16 protein-coding genes are annotated in these 17,970 nt (G+C 35.5%); 4 read left to right on the forward strand and 12 right to left on the reverse strand.

All coding sequences use genetic code 11. From position 1 onward, the window contains the following. Positions 1-34 precede the first annotated feature (34 nt). The 3 genes from fumC to arsC form a co-directional block, all read right to left on the reverse strand. A complete protein-coding gene (fumC, locus tag GJU43_RS02195) occupies positions 35-1,420 on the reverse strand; it encodes a class II fumarate hydratase (protein WP_154339212.1) in 1,386 nt (461 codons plus the stop codon). Between the two features lie 571 nt (positions 1,421-1,991). Next, positions 1,992-4,502, reverse strand: coding sequence for an outer membrane beta-barrel family protein (locus tag GJU43_RS02200; RefSeq protein ID WP_154339213.1), 2,511 nt, complete (start codon positions 4,500-4,502; stop codon positions 1,992-1,994). Positions 4,503-4,596: 94 nt separating this feature from the next. Beyond that, complete coding sequence (gene arsC / locus GJU43_RS02205) at positions 4,597-4,941, reverse strand: arsenate reductase (glutaredoxin) (RefSeq protein WP_154339214.1); 345 nt, start codon at positions 4,939-4,941, stop codon at positions 4,597-4,599. 113 nt (positions 4,942-5,054) lie between these two features. On the opposite strand from arsC, the gene GJU43_RS02210 reads away from it, so the two are divergent. Beyond that, a complete protein-coding gene (locus GJU43_RS02210) occupies positions 5,055-5,987 on the forward strand; it encodes a CPBP family intramembrane glutamic endopeptidase (RefSeq protein ID WP_154339215.1) in 933 nt (310 codons plus the stop codon). A 7-nt stretch (positions 5,988-5,994) separates the two neighbouring features. Continuing rightward, the gene (locus tag GJU43_RS02215) at positions 5,995-7,035 is read left to right on the forward strand and encodes an AMP-binding protein (RefSeq protein WP_154339216.1); all 1,041 of its coding nucleotides are present in this window, start codon (positions 5,995-5,997) and stop codon (positions 7,033-7,035) included. An 85-nt stretch (positions 7,036-7,120) separates the two neighbouring features. Here GJU43_RS02215 and GJU43_RS02220 read toward each other — a convergent pair whose 3' ends face one another. The 3 genes from GJU43_RS02220 to GJU43_RS02230 all read right to left on the reverse strand — a co-directional run bounded on the left by GJU43_RS02220 (position 7,121) and on the right by GJU43_RS02230 (position 11,824). Then, positions 7,121-8,350, reverse strand: a complete 1,230-nt coding sequence (locus GJU43_RS02220) for an RsmB/NOP family class I SAM-dependent RNA methyltransferase (RefSeq protein WP_154339217.1) — start codon at positions 8,348-8,350, stop codon at positions 7,121-7,123. Between the two features lie 149 nt (positions 8,351-8,499). Beyond that, on the reverse strand, positions 8,500-10,464 hold the full coding sequence (locus GJU43_RS02225; RefSeq protein WP_154339218.1) for a KUP/HAK/KT family potassium transporter: 1,965 nt from the start codon (positions 10,462-10,464) through the stop codon (positions 8,500-8,502). A 133-nt stretch (positions 10,465-10,597) separates the two neighbouring features. After that, on the reverse strand, positions 10,598-11,824 hold the full coding sequence (locus GJU43_RS02230; RefSeq protein ID WP_154339219.1) for a hypothetical protein: 1,227 nt from the start codon (positions 11,822-11,824) through the stop codon (positions 10,598-10,600). Positions 11,825-11,943: 119 nt separating this feature from the next. Here GJU43_RS02230 and GJU43_RS02235 point away from each other — a divergent pair, with 119 nt between their 5' ends. Beyond that, on the forward strand, positions 11,944-13,005 hold the full coding sequence (locus tag GJU43_RS02235) for an oxidoreductase (RefSeq protein ID WP_154339220.1): 1,062 nt from the start codon (positions 11,944-11,946) through the stop codon (positions 13,003-13,005). 73 nt (positions 13,006-13,078) lie between these two features. Here GJU43_RS02235 and GJU43_RS02240 read toward each other — a convergent pair whose 3' ends face one another. From GJU43_RS02240 to GJU43_RS23025, 5 genes are all read right to left on the reverse strand, one after another. After that, on the reverse strand, positions 13,079-13,537 hold the full coding sequence (locus GJU43_RS02240; RefSeq protein ID WP_154339221.1) for a sensor of ECF-type sigma factor: 459 nt from the start codon (positions 13,535-13,537) through the stop codon (positions 13,079-13,081). 17 nt (positions 13,538-13,554) lie between these two features. Then, on the reverse strand, positions 13,555-13,968 hold the full coding sequence (locus tag GJU43_RS02245) for a hypothetical protein (protein WP_154339222.1): 414 nt from the start codon (positions 13,966-13,968) through the stop codon (positions 13,555-13,557). A gap of 33 nt (positions 13,969-14,001) precedes the next feature. Next, positions 14,002-14,544, reverse strand: coding sequence for an RNA polymerase sigma factor (locus tag GJU43_RS02250; RefSeq protein WP_154339223.1), 543 nt, complete (start codon positions 14,542-14,544; stop codon positions 14,002-14,004). Between the two features lie 64 nt (positions 14,545-14,608). Continuing rightward, complete coding sequence (locus GJU43_RS02255; protein ID WP_154339224.1) at positions 14,609-15,796, reverse strand: transcriptional regulator; 1,188 nt, start codon at positions 15,794-15,796, stop codon at positions 14,609-14,611. A 185-nt stretch (positions 15,797-15,981) separates the two neighbouring features. Further along, on the reverse strand, positions 15,982-16,170 hold the full coding sequence (locus GJU43_RS23025; RefSeq protein WP_154339225.1) for a hypothetical protein: 189 nt from the start codon (positions 16,168-16,170) through the stop codon (positions 15,982-15,984). An 81-nt stretch (positions 16,171-16,251) separates the two neighbouring features. On the opposite strand from GJU43_RS23025, the gene GJU43_RS02265 reads away from it, so the two are divergent. Next, the gene (locus GJU43_RS02265; RefSeq protein ID WP_154339226.1) at positions 16,252-16,632 is read left to right on the forward strand and encodes a nucleoside triphosphate pyrophosphohydrolase family protein; all 381 of its coding nucleotides are present in this window, start codon (positions 16,252-16,254) and stop codon (positions 16,630-16,632) included. A 58-nt stretch (positions 16,633-16,690) separates the two neighbouring features. Here GJU43_RS02265 and GJU43_RS02270 read toward each other — a convergent pair whose 3' ends face one another. Next, the gene (locus GJU43_RS02270) at positions 16,691-17,761 is read right to left on the reverse strand and encodes a branched-chain amino acid aminotransferase (RefSeq protein ID WP_154339227.1); all 1,071 of its coding nucleotides are present in this window, start codon (positions 17,759-17,761) and stop codon (positions 16,691-16,693) included. Positions 17,762-17,970: the final 209 nt, after the last annotated feature.

Consider the following 17,970-nt stretch of genomic DNA (forward strand, 5'->3'; position numbering starts at 1 on the left):
ACTGAAAACTGAGACTGAGACTGAAAACTTTTTTTTACACCATCTCTTCCGGTTTTACCCAGGCATCAAAATCTTCCGGGGTAACATAGCCCAAGCGAACAGCTTCTTCTTTTAGGGTTGTTCCGTTTTTGTGGGCAGTCTGTGCAATTTCAGCAGCTTTATAATATCCGATTTTGGTATTTAGTGCGGTAACCAGCATCAATGAATTGTCTACCAATTCTTTGATACGTTTGTGGTTGGGCTCAATTCCCTGTGCGCAGTGTTCGTCAAATGAAACGCAGGCATCGCCCAATAATTGAGCGGATTGAAGGAAATTAGCAGCCATAACAGGTTTAAAAACATTCAGTTCGTAATGTCCCTGCATACCGCCAACAGCAATCGCCATATCGTTTCCGATCACTTGTGCACAAACCATTGTCAAAGCCTCACATTGTGTCGGATTTACTTTTCCGGGCATTATAGACGATCCGGGTTCATTTTCAGGAATATGAATTTCTCCAATTCCGGAACGCGGACCTGAAGCTAACATTCTGATGTCATTCGCAATTTTATTTAGGGAAACAGCCAATTGTTTTAATGCTCCGTGTGTTTCAACAATAGCATCATGAGCCGCTAAAGCTTCAAATTTATTTTCAGCAGTGACAAAAGGATGATTGGTAAAATTTGCAATATATTCCGCCACTTTCACATCGTATCCTTCCGGAGTGTTAAGTCCTGTTCCTACTGCGGTTCCTCCCAATGCAATTTCAGCTAGATGTGGCAGTGTATTTTTTAATGCTTTCAGTCCGAATGTTAATTGGGCTGCGTAACCTGAGATTTCCTGACCTAAGGTAAGCGGCGTAGCATCCATAAGATGGGTACGGCCAATTTTTACCACATCTTTATAGGCTGTTGCTTTTGCATGGAGCGTATCTCTTAATTTTTCTACACCGGGAATGGTAGTTTCTACAATCATTTTATAAGCAGCGATATGCATTCCGGTTGGGAAAGTATCATTCGAGGATTGTGATTTATTCACATCGTCATTTGCTTTTATGAATTGCTCGCCTTCACCAATCTGAAACCCTTTAAGAACCTGTGCACGGTTGGCGATTACTTCATTTACGTTCATGTTGCTTTGCGTGCCGGAACCGGTCTGCCAGATCACCAGTGGAAACTGATCGTCTAATTTACCTTCTAAGATTTCGTTACAGACTGCTGCAATGGCATCTCTTTTTTCGATTGGCAAAACACCCAAATCGTAGTTGGCATACGCAGCCGCTTTCTTTAAATAAGCAAAGCCTTCTATGATTTCTTTTGGCATAGATGCCGAAGGTCCTATTTTGAAATTGTTTCTGGAACGTTCTGTCTGCGCACCCCAATATTTATCGGCCGGGACCTGAACTTCTCCCATGGTGTCTTTTTCTATTCTGTATTTCATTTGTTTGATTCTATACTATATTTGTAAAATGTATTCTGTAATATGTGATTTGTAAGCTGAGACTGCGACTGTGACTGCAAACTGAGACCAAGACTGCAAACTAAAAAAGCTCTTATTTAAAATGAGTTTAAATATACGGATAATTGTGATTTTATAAAAATTGATTTGGTTTTTATTGGCAAGGAAAAATATAAAAGCTACATTTGTGCTTACATTCAAAAATTCCGGAAAACATGTTTGAATTTTCACAGTACTTAGGTTTTTTACTTTTCTTAACCATACTAACTATAGGGTTTTGGTTAATGTTCTTCTTAGTTGGTTTCGTATCTTATTGGGTTACGGGAGCAAGCTGGGAAATGTTCAAAGAAATGAGAGCAAAGAAAAAGCAAGAACAATCGATTTAATTTTAAATTGATTTCATAAAAAAAGGACCCGTTTTGCGAGTCCTTTTTTTTATTCCGGAAAATCCAAAATTCAATAAAAAAAATCCAAATTCCAATTTCTGCAGCTTAATTATAAAGTGTCAGTAATTGGAATTTGGATTTTAAAATTTTTGGAATTTTAAACTAAGTTAACCCGGAAATTCTCCACCACCATCATTTCCTCCTTCTTTCTGGGCAGGATTCCTTTCTCTTTCGCTTTTGGCTTTGTTAAAGCGATACGTGAACGATAAGTTGAATTGACGTTTACGGAATTGCATTTCACCATAAGAGGTCTGGCTCTCCAGTGTTGTATCATTTTGAAGATATGTATAAGACCTCATGATTCTGGAGTTAAAAATATCGCTAATATTGAAAGCAATTGTTGCTTTATCTTTTAAGACATCTTTGCTAAATGCTGTATTCATAGAAAATTGTCCCAGGTTTTTACCTTGCGCTGTTTTTTGTTCGCCGTTATAAACGCTGCTCAGTTGCCAGTCGATTTTGTATGGTAAAGTTACTTTTGAGCTAATTCTTGCGAACCATGTATTGGCTTGATTGTTTAGATTCTGTATAACAAGATTTCCTTTAGTATCTGTGTATGAGTTCTCCCCGGTTGTTTTTACGTTATATAAATTGAAGTTACTGTTTAATCTCCACCATTTAAATGGCGTGTAATTTAAGGTAAATTCAAAACCAAATTTTTGTTCTTTTCCTAAGTTAATGGGTCTGCTTAAAATAACCGGAATTCCTTCAACGGTTTGACCGGGTTGAGGAGTTACGACCTCATCATCAGGAGTTACAACATCACCAGTAGGAGATCTTACAAAGCTAAAAACATCTTTTGTGTCTTCAAAATAAGCAGAAGTATTGAATGTTACTTTGTCCCAACGTTTGATATATCCAATGTCATATTTATCTGTCAGGGATGGATCTAAATCCGGATTTCCCTGAAAGATATTTACATTACTTGAATAGTTTACGGCCGGGTTCATGAAACGGCCTCTTGGTCTTGTTAAACGCTTGCTGTAACTTGCGGTAAAATTACTTTGATCTGAGATTTCGTAGCTAATAAAAGCACTTGGAAACAAGTTATTATATTTTTTAGTATTGAAATCGTTTGAATCTAACAAGTTAACCTCAATATTAGTGTCTTCCCAGCGTAAACCAAATAAATACGAGAATTTGTTTACTTTAAAACCATATTGGGCATAAAGCGCATTAATATTTTCTTTATATTCTAAAGTATTTGATAAATTGGGATTTACCTGACCCTGATTATTGGTTATGACATATTTATTGTTCAGGTCGCCAAAACTTCCTTTATATCCAGCTTCAAACTGACTGCCTTTTCCTAATGGTAAAACATAATCAGCTTGTAACTGTATTTGTTTTTGAACCTGATCGTTTAAAGTAGTATTGGAATTGGGAGATGCAGTAATAATACTATTGCTGTCGTCTGTATTTCTTGAAATCGATAAATCAGCGGTAAGTTTATGTCCTTTATCGTTGAAGTTTTTAATTAAATTTGAAGTATATTCTACGTTTTCACTATCGGTAGCTCCATTGTTTAAACGGAAAGAAGTTCCTGTAAAAGCGTGATTAGCGTCAAAATTATTGTAGTTAATCAAGTCTCTGGTATCTCCATTGCTATTTTGGTAATTAATAGCATTTGTCCAAAAAGTATTCGGAGCAACTGTCCATTCTATCCCGGCTCTTCCGTTAAATCCTTCATTTGTTCTTTTCGTGTCACGATCTTCGTCTAAAAAACCTTTAGGAGTTCCGTTAGCATTAAGATATTCTGTATTTGTTAATCCGCCGCCTTCATTGGTTCTGTAGTTGTACCCTGCAGTCGTAAAGTAGTTTAATTTTTCGGTTTTATAATTCAGATTCGCACTTAAACCATAGGTTTCAGGAATCCCTGTTGAAGCTATAAAAGTTCCGTTAAGACCCTGGTTTTTTCCTTTTTTAAGGATAATATTAATTAATCCGGAGCCACCTTCAGCATCATAACGCGCAGATGGATTGGTAATAACTTCTACCTTGTCAATGGCATCGGCAGGCAGCTGGCGTAATGCTTCAGCCACATTGATCGCGTTTGAGGGTCTTCCGTCAATTAAAATTCTGACATTATCACTTCCTCTTAAGCTTACATTTCCTTCGGTATCGACAGAAACAGACGGCACATTATCCAAAACGTCACTTACAGTTCCGCCCTTTACCATCATGTCCTGACCCACGTTGTACACTTTTTTATCCAGTTTTATTTCTACGGTAGATTTTTCTGCACGAACCACAACTTCATTCAGTTGTGCTGCATCTTCAGAAAGATTTACAACACCTAAATTAGTATCAGACTGAATGTTTTTTTGTTTGATTTCGGTTGACTTAAACGAAATAAATTCAATTTTTATGTCGTAAGTCCCCGGAGCTACGGCCACTTCAAATTCTCCTTTAGGATTTGTAATTCCCCCGGCAATAACTTTAGTGTCATTTGGAGCCATAATCGAAATGGTAGCATATTCCAACGGCTGTTTGCTTACTTTTTCTAAAACTTTTCCGGCAACTTTTACCTTATTTCCACCAGATGGCGGTTGTTGTGCATAGTTGTAAAAACTTGTAAAAAGCAATACAAGTAATACAGCAAATTTGATTTGTTTCATTGTGTATTTTGGTTTCTTTTCTTCTTAGACCACAAATTTAGCTTTTGGTTTAAAGCGAAAAGTCACAAAAAAATGTTAATGCTGTTCTTTATAATCAATCTAAAAAAGAAGCTACCAAATCTAAATCTCTTCCAATAATGGCTTTTCCGTCTTTTATAACAATCGGACGTTCTATTAAGATGGGATGATCCGCCATTGCCTGGATAATTTCATCCTCATTCAGGTTCTTTTGCTTGTAATTTTCGATCCAGATTTTTTCTTTAACCCTTACTAACTGAAGAGGTTTTAAGCTTAGTTTTTCAAGCAGCAATTTTAAATCAGCAAAAGAAGGTGTTTCTGTCAGGTACGGAATGATTTTGTAATCCTGATTGGACTGATCTAAAAAAGCCAGGCAATTTCTTGATTTTCCGCAACGTGGGTTATGGTAAATTTCTATCATTTTATTTTTTTAATTTATAACAGGAGTGTTAAAGTAAAAATTCGGTATTTTAGCAAGACCAAAAATAAGATTTACTTATTAAACTGAATTCTCATTTTTAAATTTTTATCGATATGTTTTTAGAACAAGGAATTAAACCCGAAAATAAATTCTGGAAATATCTTCTAGGTTCGGTTTTTATTATTACCGCCTCATTTATTGGCCAGATTCCCTTTTCTATTGCAGTTCTCTATAAAAGTTTTAATTCCACTAAACCTATTCCAACAGACAGTGATTCGGCTTTAAAAATGTTTGAACCCAATCTGACCTTATTTTTAGTGATGATTTCTTTTGCTTTTGCTTTTGCCGGGATTTACTTTGTGGTGAAGTATCTTCATAATCAGACTATTTTATCGATAACAACGTCCCGGAAAAAAATAGACTGGTCGCGTATTTTGTTTTCTTTTGCATTATGGTCGTTTTTCTCTGTAATCAGTTTTTTAGTGGTCTATTTTAAAGCTCCTGAAAATTTTGTATGGAATTTTAAATTAGTTCCCTTTCTGGTTTTAGTCGTTATTGGTAGTTTATTGATTCCAATACAAACCAGCACGGAAGAATATGTCTTTAGAGGCTATCTGATGCAGGGATTTGCTAATCTGGCCCGAAACAAATGGTTTCCGTTATTATTGACATCGTTAATTTTTGGTTCAATGCATGTCTTTAATCCCGAAGTCGCTAAAATGGGGTATGTTATCATGATATATTACATTGGTACAGGTTTCTTTTTAGGCATTCTGACACTAATGGATGAAGGGATTGAGCTCTCGCTGGGATTTCATGCTGCGAATAATCTGATTGGTGCGCTTTTAGTTACTTCAGACTGGTCTGTTTTTCAGACGCATTCCATTTTTAAAGATATGTCAGAACCTTCAGCGGGCTTAGATGTGATTTTGCCAGTTGTGGTTATTTATCCGATCCTGCTTTTTATTTTCACTAAAAAATACGGATGGAACAACTGGAAAGAAAAATTAACGGGTAAAATTAATAGTGTAGAATCACCAAATTAAAAATTTCATGTTAGAATTAACACATAAAAATGTCCATAATTATTTTAAAATAAACGGATATCATCTTAACGCGGCAGATTTATGCCGTGTCGCTTACAGTTATATAAAAGAAGGAGATTCGAACGAACAGGCCATTGGTGAATTTCTTCTGGACTGGTTCGATAATAAAGAATTCATCGAAATGAAAACGTCCGGAACAACCGGGCTTCCAAAAGTGGTTCGTCTGGAAAAACGCGCAATGATTCATTCTGCTCTGTCTACAGGAGATTTTTTTCTTTTAGAACCCGGAGATAAAGCTTTGTTGTGTTTACCGGTTCAATTTATAGCAGGGAAGATGATGTTGGTCAGAAGTATGATTTTAGGCCTTGATTTGGATGTAGTAGCTCCAAGTACAACGCCTTTAGCTCTAAATACAACTCTATATGATTTTGTGGCAATGGTGCCCCTGCAAGTTCAAAATTCAATTGAAGCTTTAAAGAATGTAAAGAAGCTAATTGTGGGTGGTGCTAAAATGGATGCTTCACTCGAAGAAAAAGTGTTGCCCCTGAAAACAGAGGTGTACGAGACGTACGGAATGACAGAAACGATTACACATATTGCAGCCAGAAAAGTGGGTGAGAATGTTTTTACGGTGTTGCCAAATGTAGGAATAGCCCAGGATGATCGTGGCTGTCTGGTCATTACGATTCCGGTTATTTCTGAAGATCCTGTTATTACTAATGATCTCGTTGAGATTGTAAGAGAAAATCAGTTTATTTTCCTAGGAAGAATTGATAATATAATTAATAGTGGAGGAGTGAAGCTTATTCCGGAACAGATAGAAGCCAAACTGCTTGACAAAATTAGCGGAAGATTTTTTGTAACCGGAATTCCGGATTCTGTTCTGGGCGAAAAACTGATTCTGGTTATTGAAGGCGAGAAACAAAATTTTGCAGCTGATTTTTTTGATGGTTTAGGTAAGTATGAAAAACCAAAAGAAATTGTTTTTGTTCCAAAGTTCAAAGAAAACGAAAACGGTAAATTATTACGCAAACAGAGTTTGGTTTAACAAATAAAAGTTTAAAATAAAAAATCCCAAATCCCAATTTAGCAGTTGGAATTTGGGATTTTTTATTTTTGGAATTTAACTCTAATTATTCTTTAACTACAGCATCTTTGCGTTCCAGTAAAGCCATATAAAATCCGTCGAAACCAGATTCGGAGGCCAAAATTTTACGATCTTTTACGAATGTAAATTGTTTGCCGATTTCAGTTTTTAAGAATTTCTCTACCTGCTCCTGATTTTCTGATGGTAAAACAGAACAAGTGGCGTAAACTAATTTTCCACCTGGTTTTACAATTTTAGAATAACTTTCTAAAACTTCTGCCTGAACTTTACGGATGTTATCAATAAATTCAGGTTGCAGTTTCCATTTGGCGTCAGGGTTTCTTTTTAGAACTCCTAAACCGCTGCATGGCGCATCGATCAGTACACGATCTGCTCTTTCATGTAATTTTTTGATCACCTTTGTAGTGTCAATGATACGGTATTCAATATTAAAAGCACCATTTCTTTTTGCTCTTAATTTCAGTTGTTTCAGTTTGCTTTCGTACAAATCCATTGCAATCAATTGTCCTTTGTTTTCCATCAAAGAAGCAATGTGTAATGTTTTTCCTCCGGCTCCTGCACAAGTGTCCACAACACGCATTCCTGGTTTTACGTCAAGAAAACCGGCAACCAATTGTGAGTTTGCATCCTGAACTTCAAAAAGTCCCTGTTTAAAAGCATCCGTCAAAAACACGTTTGCTCTTTCTTTTAAAACTAAAGCTTCCGGCTGATCTTTTAAATATTCTGTTTCAATATTCAAATCCATCAGGGTGTTTCTCAGGTTTTCTTTGGTACCTTTAAGTGTATTGGTTCTTAAAATAACTTTTGCAGGCTGGTTTTGTGCAGCAATTTCTGTTGCCCAGACTTTTTCACCTAATTCTTTAACACCCAATTCATCCATCCAGTCCGGAATAGATTCTTTCAGAGCTCTGATTTTAGAAAGCTCGTCAAAACGACCTTTTATTTTTCGTTCCGGTGTTCCTTCCAGTTGTCTCCAATCCGGAATTGGGTATCCTCTTAAAACGGCCCAAACCGCAAACATTCTCCATAAATTGTCTCTGTCAAAAGGTTCTTTTACTTCGGCAATTTCTGCGTATAATCGTTTCCAACGAACAATTTCGTATATCGTTTCAGCAACAAACTTCCTGTCGGAACTTCCCCAACGTTTGTCTTTTTTTAATGCTCTTGCTACCACTTTGTCTGCATATTCCCCTTCATTGAAGATCGCGTTTAAAGAATCGATGGTAGTATAAACTAAATTTCTGTGTAATCTCATTTTAATTATTTGAGTTGCAAAGGTACTATTAATTGATTGAAAGTTAAATTTTTAATTTTGATTGTTATTTTAACTTTTATTAAAAAGAAAAAAAACACTCTAATAAAGTTTAAAAGAGTGTTTTTTCTGAATTTATTTTTGGAACAACTTTATTTTATAATTCGTGTTAATCCAATATTTTCCGGAGCGTGAAGCACCATAGGGAATTTTTCTATTTTTACGGAACTGCTGTCCAGACCAAAAGCTCTTTCTTCAGATAAACTTAATTTTTTGATAAAGAAATACGAGTTCATGATGATATTTTCGTGCCATCTTAAATCGTTGTCATTCGAAAGGAATTTCTCAGACAGTACAAATTTAAAGTCTCCGATAATATTGTTTTTATTTAAGGACTCATATCGGCTGGTAATATCTACTTCGCCATTTTTTACCATGTCCCTGATTACTTCACGGAACATCAGGTTGATTTTGGTTGGCTCCCTGAAGCCTAAATTAAAATCGACTCTGTAAATATCGTCTTTTGCAATTTCGGTAACTTTATACTGTGTTTTATAAGGTTCTGTTAAAATGTTTACGTGTACAAACCAGTAAATATCAGCTCTTTTCGGGCGTTTTTGCAGGATGGAATACATTACTTTCTGCTCTAGCTCGTCAACACGATTGGCATTGGTCATGTAAACCAAATGTGTCGCGTATTTTGGAATAGATAAGTCTTCGCTCAACTCCATCAATACTTTTTTGTAGTCGTCGATTTTGACAATTTTAGTATAATTTTTATTGATTTTCTTAGCCAGATACCAGATCGTCATAATCGAAATTAAAACAGCTGCAATAATTAAAGTTACATAACCGCCTTCGGCAAATTTGGTCACATTGGCAATCAAAAAGCTAAATTCAATTAGTAAGTAAATCGTAATTAAAGGTACCATGAAAATTAACTTAATACGTTTCATGATCAGGTAATAGTTAAGCAGGATAGTCGTCATGATCATACATAGTACAATTGCCAGACCATAGGCATGCTCCATGTTGCTTGATTTCTCGAAATGGAGAACAATTCCCACGCAGCCAAAAAACAACAGCCAGTTGATTGACGGAATATACAATTGACCTTTTACTTCCGTCGGATATTTGATTTTTACTTTCGGCCAGAAATTAAGTCGCATCGCCTCATTGATCAAAGTAAATGATCCACTGATTAAGGCTTGTGATGCAATTACGGCTGCTAAAGTGGCAATAACAATTCCTACCGGTTGAAACCAGTCCGGCATAATCAGGTAAAACGGATTTCCATTTTCTCCTCCTAAGGCCTGTAAAGTCTGACCTTCATGGTGGATCAAAAAGGCTGCCTGACCGAAATAATTTAATACTAAGGTAAGTTTTACGAAAATCCAGCTTATTCTGATGTTTTTTCTTCCGCAATGCCCCATATCCGAGTACAATGCTTCTGCTCCGGTTGTACATAAAAACACAAGTCCGAGAACAAAAAAGCCTTCAGGATGTATCTGTAGTAAGTGATACGCGTAATAAGGATTCAGTGCCTTTATAACTTCAGGGTGATGTGAAATCTGAATCACTCCCAGAGTTCCTAACATGGTAAACCAGATTAGCATCATCGGAGCGAAGAATTTCCCCACTAATTTAGTTCCAAATTGCTGAATGGTAAAAAGAACAAATAAAATTCCAATCACAATCGGAATCGTATTGATTTCAGGATAGTAGGTTTTTATTCCCTCTACAGCCGACGAAACCGAAATGGGCGGTGTAATAATTCCATCTGCCAGCAAGGCACTACCTCCAATAATGGCCGGGACAATCAGCCAGGTAATCTTGGTTTTTTTGACTAATGCGTAGAGCGCAAAAATTCCACCTTCACCGTGATTATCTGCACTAAGTGTAATAAGCACATATTTTATGGTAGTCTGTAGGGTTAATGTCCAGAAAACACATGAAATACCTCCTAAAACAATGTCAGCACTAATGATGTGTTCTCCCAGAATGGCTTTCATTACATATAATGGAGAAGTACCAATATCCCCATAAATAATTCCTAGTGTGATTAGTAAACCTCCAATAGACAACTTACTGTGTAAGTTTTTATGCGCTGCGCTCATGTATGTTTTTATAAAAGACGGTTGCAAATTTACTGTTTTAAAATAAATTAGCGTCAATTAAAATTAAAAAGATAAAAAAAAGCACAATCGTAAAATTGTGCTTTAATTTTTATTAGAAATTTAAGGAACAGAATTAAATTCTTCTGTTTCCGCCTCTGGAGCCTGAATTGTTTTCTCTTTGCGGCTGACTGCCTCTTGATTCCTGATTTACTCTCGGGGACTCAGCTCTTTGAGGTGCCTGCGCTCTTGAAGTGTTAGCTCTGTTTTCAGAACTGCCTCTGTTTTCAGGCATGCTTCTTGGCACTTCTGTTCTTTGTACCGGAGCAGTTCTGTTAGAATTCCCTCTGTTTTCAGAATAAACTCTGGAATTATTCTCATTAGCGTTTCTTCTCACTTCATTTCTTTGCGTGTTTTCAACTCTTGCAGGGGTATTGACATTTGCTGAATTATCTCTGCTGGCTGGTGTTGCACGATTGGTGTTATAATTTCTGTCTGAATTAGGTCTGTTAACAGCTGCGTTTCTGTTATCGGCATAGTTTCTGTCAGTACCAGTTGTTCTTCCCGCATTGGATCTGTTGGTATTGTAAACATTTTGGTTTCTGTTAGATTCTCTGCTTGCAACACGTCTCTGATCCAATTCATATCTGTTGTTGGTGTTGGCATGTCTTTGAGAAAAACTATAGTTTGGACGTCTTGTTTCGTATCCGTAAGAACGTCTTGTTTCATACAAAACCGGAGCTCTGTAACTTCTTCTGGTGTTTACGTAATTATAATGGTTGTTTACGTTGATACAAACATTTATATTTCTTCTGTATCTGTAAATAGGGTAAGGTCTCCATGCGGTATAATAAGTTGGATAGTAGTTCCAGCCCCATGTAGAATAATAAGGTCTGTAGTTGGTGATCCAAAACGAAGTATAAATTACCGGAGCTACATTATAAACAGGCTCATAAATATAATTGTCCCCATACAAATAAGAGTTTCCTACTACCTGAACAACTACTTTGTTGTAATTGTCTCTTTCAACATCAATTGTGGCGATATCCTGATATACATCGCGATCCAGAACGGCCTGTATGATTACAACGTGGGTTCTGTCTTCTACGGATTCAATTACACGCAGGTAATCAACTTCGTCATCATCATTTAAATCAAGGTTAGAGATCTGATATTTAGGATCATTCAATCGTCTTTCAAAATCCTGAAGATTGGCTGATTCTCCAAATATAGAGGCAACTGCCCTAAGGTCTAAGTTGTCGCTTATATCTGAATTTTTTGCATAAACAGTTGTTTGGCTTTGCGCCTCAACTGTACTAAAACCTAGGGCTAGTAATGCTATAAAAAGTAGTTTCGATTTCATGACAAATCATATTAAGATTAATATTGTGGAATATCCAATTACTGTGCCAGAAAAAAAAACAAAACATATTTTATATGTTATAATTAATTGTATTTTAGCATGAAAAAAAAGTAATTAATATGAAAAAAGTAATTTTATTTTTTGGTGCTTTTGTTTTGTTTATGTCTTTTAAAACATTGAATAATAATGGGAAAGAGTTTGTAAACAGTGGCTTCACCTCAGTACAAATAGAAACTTTATTTCAGGATAAAATTAGTATCAGAGCGATTGCGATTGATAAAAATAAGGTCTGGTATGGAGGTGATAATTCTCGTTTTGGATGGTATGATTTAGATAAAAAAGAAAAATTTGAGGATCATATTTATCGCGATACGCTAAAATTAGAATTCAGAAGTATTGCTCAGACTTCAAAAAGTATTTATTTATTAAGTGTTGCGAACCCTGCCCTGTTGTATCAGGTTTCTAAAAAGACCCATAAAGTAAAATTGGTATACAAAGAAATCAATTCCAAAGTGTTTTACGACAGTATGCAATTCTGGAACGATAAAGAGGGGATTGCTATAGGCGATCCTACGGAAGATACTTTCTCGATCATTGTTACCCGTGATGGAGGCGAAACCTGGACCAAATTACTGTCCGATAAATTGCCGACAAACGCCAAGGGAGAAGCTGCTTTTGCTGCCAGTAATTCAAATATAGTGATTAAAGGCGACGATACCTGGCTGGTTTCAGGAGGAAAAAAAGCACGTGTTTTTTATTCTTCTGATAAAGCAAAAACATGGAAAGTGATGGATACGCCGATTGTTCAGGGAAAAACAATGACCGGCATTTTTACGGCTGATTTTTACGATTCCAAACATGGATTCATCGCCGGTGGAGACTATGAGCTTCCTGAGCATAAGAAAGATAATAAGGCCTTTACAAAAGATGGCGGAAAAACCTGGGAGCTAATAGGTCAGGATCAGGGTTTTGGTTACGCTTCGTGCATACAATATGTGCCGGGAGGAAATGCTAAAGAGCTGGTTTGTGTGGGTGCGTCAGGTATTCAGTATTCTGCAGATGGAGGGGTTTCCTGGAAAGAATTGTCCAGTGACAGCAAGTTTTTTACCATTCGTTTTATCAATAAAAACACGGCAATTGCTGCGGGGTTTAATAAATTAGCCAGGTTACATTTCAATTAAAAATAATAAGAACCCTAAATAATAAAGTAAGTATTATTATATAGGGTTCCTATCGCTGTTGTTTCTTATGGTATTAGTTTTTTGCCGCCTTATCCCGATATTGCTTTAGTAATTTTCGGTTAAAATCATCTTCTGATTTTTTAAGCTTCAGTATTTTTTTTGCTGAAAGTACTTTTTTAAGATTCGCCATGTATTTTTCACGTAAAAGATATAATTCTTTATCTGTGCTTTCTATTTGAGAAAGGAGTACGGCAGCTTCTTTTTCTGAAATTGAATTGATGTTATCATCATCCAGTTTACGTAAATAGGTTTTCATTTTATCATGACGTAATTCGAATTGCTTATCATCAAAAGCATTGTAAATAGGCCAGAATTTTTCAGCTTCTGTAGAAGTGAGTTCAAGTTCAGTTGTTAAGAAAGAGACTTTGTAAGCTTTGATTTTTTCGCGTTTCTCATCTATTTTGTCACTTTGAGCGTAGAAGGAAAAACTAACTAAAAATAGAAGTAGCGGAAATATATTTTTGATTTTCATATTTTTAAGTTTTTGTTTTATTCTGAAATTAAATTTTCAATATTTGGATTGGAAGAAAGAATGTCCTCAAGTGTTTCCTGTTCAAGCGCAACATTTTTATTGAGCGACTCAATGTCTTTCGAATCAAGCTGATTAATTAAATCATACTGATTCAGATTAGACTGATAAGCCAAATACGTTTCTAAAGTATTTTCATCCAGTTCTTTTGATGTATTGTTGTAATTATTGACTATTGGAATCATCATGGCAATCACAATTACGGCTGCAGCAACCATTGTAAGAACCTTTTTGCGTTTGTAAATAGGAATAACTTTTACTTCTCTTTCATTAATTTGCTGTAAAACTCTTCCCGAAAGATCATTAAAATAATTTTCAGGCGTTTTAAATCCTGTCGTTATCTTCGGTTCGTTTTCTAATTTAAATGCTTTCATAATGTCTATAAGATATGTTTTATAACAAAAGGTTTAATTTGATGTAACATATAATTCAATTTTTTTTATCGCATGGTGGTAAGATGCTTTCAATGCGCCTACAGAAGTTCCAAGGATTTCTGAGATTTCTTCATATTTTAATTCTTCAAAATATTTCATTTTAAAGACCAATTGCTGTTTTTCGGGTAATGTTACTATAGCTTTCTGGAGTTTTAACTGTATCTCATCTCCGTCAAAATAGACATCGGCTCTTAAATTTTCAATTGTTTTATTTTGCAAAGCCTCAGAGGTTAATCCGTTTAGTTTCGCTTTTTGATTCAGGAAAGTCAAAGCTTCATTGGTCGCAATGCGGTACATCCACGAAAAGAGCTTACTTTCTCCTTTGAAGTTCTTTAAATATTGAAAAATTTTCACAAAAGTATTCTGCAGGACATCATCTGCATCATCATGATTCAAAACAATGTTTCGGATATGAGAATACAAAGGCCTTTGATAATCGGACAAGAGTTTTTGAAACGCTGTGTTCTGCGTTTTGGGATTTAATAATTGTGCTATAAATTCCTTCTCGTTTGTCAAACTTGTTGATTTATCTAGTTAGAATGAATTTAAAACAAAAGGTTTAATCTGCCTTTATTCTTTTTTAGAATTCTGACTCTTCCTGCTCTGCCGGAGGAGGGGTTGTTGGAGTAGAAGCAGGTTTTTTTGGTTTTACAGTAGTGTTTGGTTTTGCAGTAGTACTAGTGGGAGTAGTAGCAGTGGTGGTTTCTGTCTGTGGTGTGTAAACCGGAACATCCACAACCGGAACTGCCTTAGGTTTTACCGGAAAATAAATTTCAGTCATTAACTTAGATTGACTTTTTGTATCTAGTTTACTGATTGTAAGTATTTCAAGATGCGACCAGCTTAAATCCGGAACTATTTTTTCTCTGTTTATAAAAGCCGTTGTTTTTGAAATTGCTTCGGCTGTATGTGTGTAATCACCCGTTAAGGTCGTTTTTACCGCTTCAAAACCATTTAATTTTCCGGAAAGTATATCACTTCCGGCGCTTATTGAAATGTCTTTATTTATAGGTAAACAGATCGAAATTTTGGCTAAACCATTTGTGGTGTCATAGGTATGGTAAATGATAAATGGCTTTCCGGTGGTGCTTAAACCGTTTGTCTCGCTAAAATGGATCAGTTTCGGAATTACGACTCTGGCGTTTTTATTTATCTTTTGAATTTCACTGGTAAAAGTCTGTCTGATATACGGAGTTTCTGTTTTCTTTACAACACCATTGACTTTAATGGCATAGGTTTTAGTTTCGTAGTCCAGATTTTTGTCAATATTGGCAAGGCTTTTTTCATAAACAGTTCCAATCACATTGTCAGAACCGCCATTTAGCGCTGTGTATATTTTAAACATAAAACTCATGGTTCCCTTTGCTTTCCAGGTCACTTTTGTTTTACCGGCCAAGGTATCTTTGAAGGTCCAGTTTACATCTGCTTCAGTTCCGTTAAAAGTCATTTTTTGGTGAATGCTTTCTCCGTCTTTTGTTTGTAGTGTAACCGATTTCCCTATTCCTTCGGTTCCCTCCCATGAAAACGAGGCTCCGTTGCCAATGGTCTTCGCCGGAAATGACATTTTCATTGCCGGGTCTTCAACGGACCATGATTCAAAATCTTCAAAATTTCTAAAATCATTTACATAGTTATAAACAGTAGTTCTTGGTGAATTGATCACTTTGCTTCTTTCTATGGAAAAATCTCCTTTTTGAGTAGCTACAAAAACAGTAAGGGCAACTAAGCTTAGTAATGCTAAAAGAAACAGATATTTTAAAATCTTCATTGGGTAGGTTGTTTGGTGTCGTAAAGTTATAAATTTTATTACTACTCTTGGGGACGGTATTAAATATAAATAACAATTCTTGCTTGTATTCGGATCAAATAAGGTCTAAATAAAACAATTTTTGAAAATAGTATGCAAATTTCCGCTGTTTATTTTTGATCTTTAAATATAAGGAAAAAATACAATTATCTTTTTAAAAATATTTTGATGACAAATAAGATTGCAATAAAAAGAAAGAAGCCAATCAATACTTTGTAATTTCCTTTATAAAAAATTTTATGTAATGCCAGATCTTTTCGATAAGCAAATATCATTGCGATTACAAATGCAATAAAAAAACAGAGTGCGAATATTAATTGTCCTTGACTAAACATAGTTGAAATTATTTTTGACAAATTTAGAGAATTGTATAGGAATAGTTACTAATTTGGTGGTTCAATTAATTAAATAAAATCATGAAAAAGCAAATAGATGCAGTGAAGGAATTTCATACTGCTTTTAAAATAGGACACAGTGAAACACCAATTGCAGATTTGGGCGAAACCAAAAAATACCTTCGTTATAATCTGATGAAAGAAGAAAATGAAGAATATCTTGATGCTGCTCAGAAAAATGATTTAGTTGAAATTGCTGACGCGCTGGGAGATATGATGTATATTCTATGCGGAACTATTATTGAACATGGTTTACAGGATAAAATCGAGGCTGTTTTTGATGAGATTCAGCGCAGTAATATGAGTAAACTGGGCGAAGATGGAAAGCCTATTTACAGAGAAGACGGAAAAGTAATGAAAGGACCGAATTATTTTAAACCTGATTTTTCGAAACTCCTATAAAAAACAAAGCCCGACAAATTTTAGAATCTGTCGGGCTTTATATTTAAGAGACTTTTACTTATTGCACTTTTACAGTCCATCCAAAAGTATCTTCGGAAAGTTTGTTTTGAAGACTGGTTAGTTTTTCTTTTAAAAGAGAAGCATAAGAATTTTCAACCGGTGTCATTTCGTAATACGTATCCTGATAAGAGAATCCTTTAATAACACTAATAACCGCAGCGGTTCCGGCTCCGAAAATTTCTTTCAGTGATCCGTTTTTAGCGGCTTCTACCAATTCTGAAACAATCACAGGTCGAACTTCTACATTCAGTCCTTCTTTTTCAGCCATAGCGATTAAACTTTTTCTGGTGATACCATCTAAAATTCTTTCACTTGTCGGAGCAGTAAGCAAAGTATCGTTAATTCTGAAGAAAACGTTCATTGTGCCAGCTTCTTCCAGTTTTGTGTGCGTGGCGTCATCTGTCCAGATTACTTGTTGAAATCCTTCTTTGTTGGCAAGATTGGTTGGGTAAAACTGTGCAGCATAGTTTCCGGCAGCTTTTGCAGCTCCGATTCCTCCATTTGCAGCTCTGCTGTAATGCTCAGCTATAATTACTTTTACTTCACCGGCATAATACGATTGTGCAGGAGAAAGTAAAATCATGAATTTATATTCGTCAGACGGGTTTGCTACAACACCAGCTCCGGTTGCAATCATAAAAGGACGGATGTACATACTGCTTCCGTTTCCTCTTTTGATCCATTCCTGGTCTAATTTTAGTAATTCATTCAAACCTTCCATAAAAACATCTTCCGGAACTTCTGGCATCGCCATACGTACGGCAGAATTGTTAAAACGTTTGAAGTTTTCATCAGGTCTGAACAACCAGACATCATTGTTCTCATCTTTATAAGCTTTCATGCCTTCGAAAATCGCCTGTCCGTAATGGAAGACTTTTGAAGAAGGATCCATCAAAATTGGAGCATAAGGCTTAATGACAGGAGTCTGCCACTGGCCATTTTTAAAATCACATTCAAATAAATGGTCTGTAAAAACAGAGCCAAAACTTAGGTTTTCAAAGTCAACTGCGCTTATTTTTGACGAAGTAGCTTTTCTGATTTCAATTTTGCTTGTTTGAGTTGTACTCATAATAATGTAAAGGTTTTATAGAATTTTCATTTCAATAGAAAAACTAAAGCAATGATCTGGTGTAAAATAGATTTTAATAAATGCAAAATTAAGGAAAAATATGTAATTTACTTGGTAAAACTGCCTTAATTACAGCGTTTGACTGAGATTTGTTTATCTTATAACAAACTCAAATAATTGGCACAGTTTTATAAAGAATTTATGAAAAA

Source organism: Flavobacterium sp. LC2016-23 (assembly GCF_009674775.1).
Lineage (GTDB): Bacteria > Bacteroidota > Bacteroidia > Flavobacteriales > Flavobacteriaceae > Flavobacterium.

Coding starts and splice junctions, on each gene's coding strand:
- fumC (WP_154339212.1), bottom strand. CDS start 1,420: ATGAAATACAGAATAGAAAAAGACACCATGGGAGAAGTTCAGGTCCCG.
- GJU43_RS02200 (WP_154339213.1), bottom strand. CDS start 4,502: ATGAAACAAATCAAATTTGCTGTATTACTTGTATTGCTTTTTACAAGT.
- arsC (WP_154339214.1), bottom strand. CDS start 4,941: ATGATAGAAATTTACCATAACCCACGTTGCGGAAAATCAAGAAATTGC.
- GJU43_RS02210 (WP_154339215.1), top strand. CDS start 5,055: ATGTTTTTAGAACAAGGAATTAAACCCGAAAATAAATTCTGGAAATAT.
- GJU43_RS02215 (WP_154339216.1), top strand. CDS start 5,995: ATGTTAGAATTAACACATAAAAATGTCCATAATTATTTTAAAATAAAC.
- GJU43_RS02220 (WP_154339217.1), bottom strand. CDS start 8,350: ATGAGATTACACAGAAATTTAGTTTATACTACCATCGATTCTTTAAAC.
- GJU43_RS02225 (WP_154339218.1), bottom strand. CDS start 10,464: ATGAGCGCAGCGCATAAAAACTTACACAGTAAGTTGTCTATTGGAGGT.
- GJU43_RS02230 (WP_154339219.1), bottom strand. CDS start 11,824: ATGAAATCGAAACTACTTTTTATAGCATTACTAGCCCTAGGTTTTAGT.
- GJU43_RS02235 (WP_154339220.1), top strand. CDS start 11,944: ATGAAAAAAGTAATTTTATTTTTTGGTGCTTTTGTTTTGTTTATGTCT.
- GJU43_RS02240 (WP_154339221.1), bottom strand. CDS start 13,537: ATGAAAATCAAAAATATATTTCCGCTACTTCTATTTTTAGTTAGTTTT.
- GJU43_RS02245 (WP_154339222.1), bottom strand. CDS start 13,968: ATGAAAGCATTTAAATTAGAAAACGAACCGAAGATAACGACAGGATTT.
- GJU43_RS02255 (WP_154339224.1), bottom strand. CDS start 15,796: ATGAAGATTTTAAAATATCTGTTTCTTTTAGCATTACTAAGCTTAGTT.
- GJU43_RS23025 (WP_154339225.1), bottom strand. CDS start 16,170: ATGTTTAGTCAAGGACAATTAATATTCGCACTCTGTTTTTTTATTGCA.
- GJU43_RS02265 (WP_154339226.1), top strand. CDS start 16,252: ATGAAAAAGCAAATAGATGCAGTGAAGGAATTTCATACTGCTTTTAAA.
- GJU43_RS02270 (WP_154339227.1), bottom strand. CDS start 17,761: ATGAGTACAACTCAAACAAGCAAAATTGAAATCAGAAAAGCTACTTCG.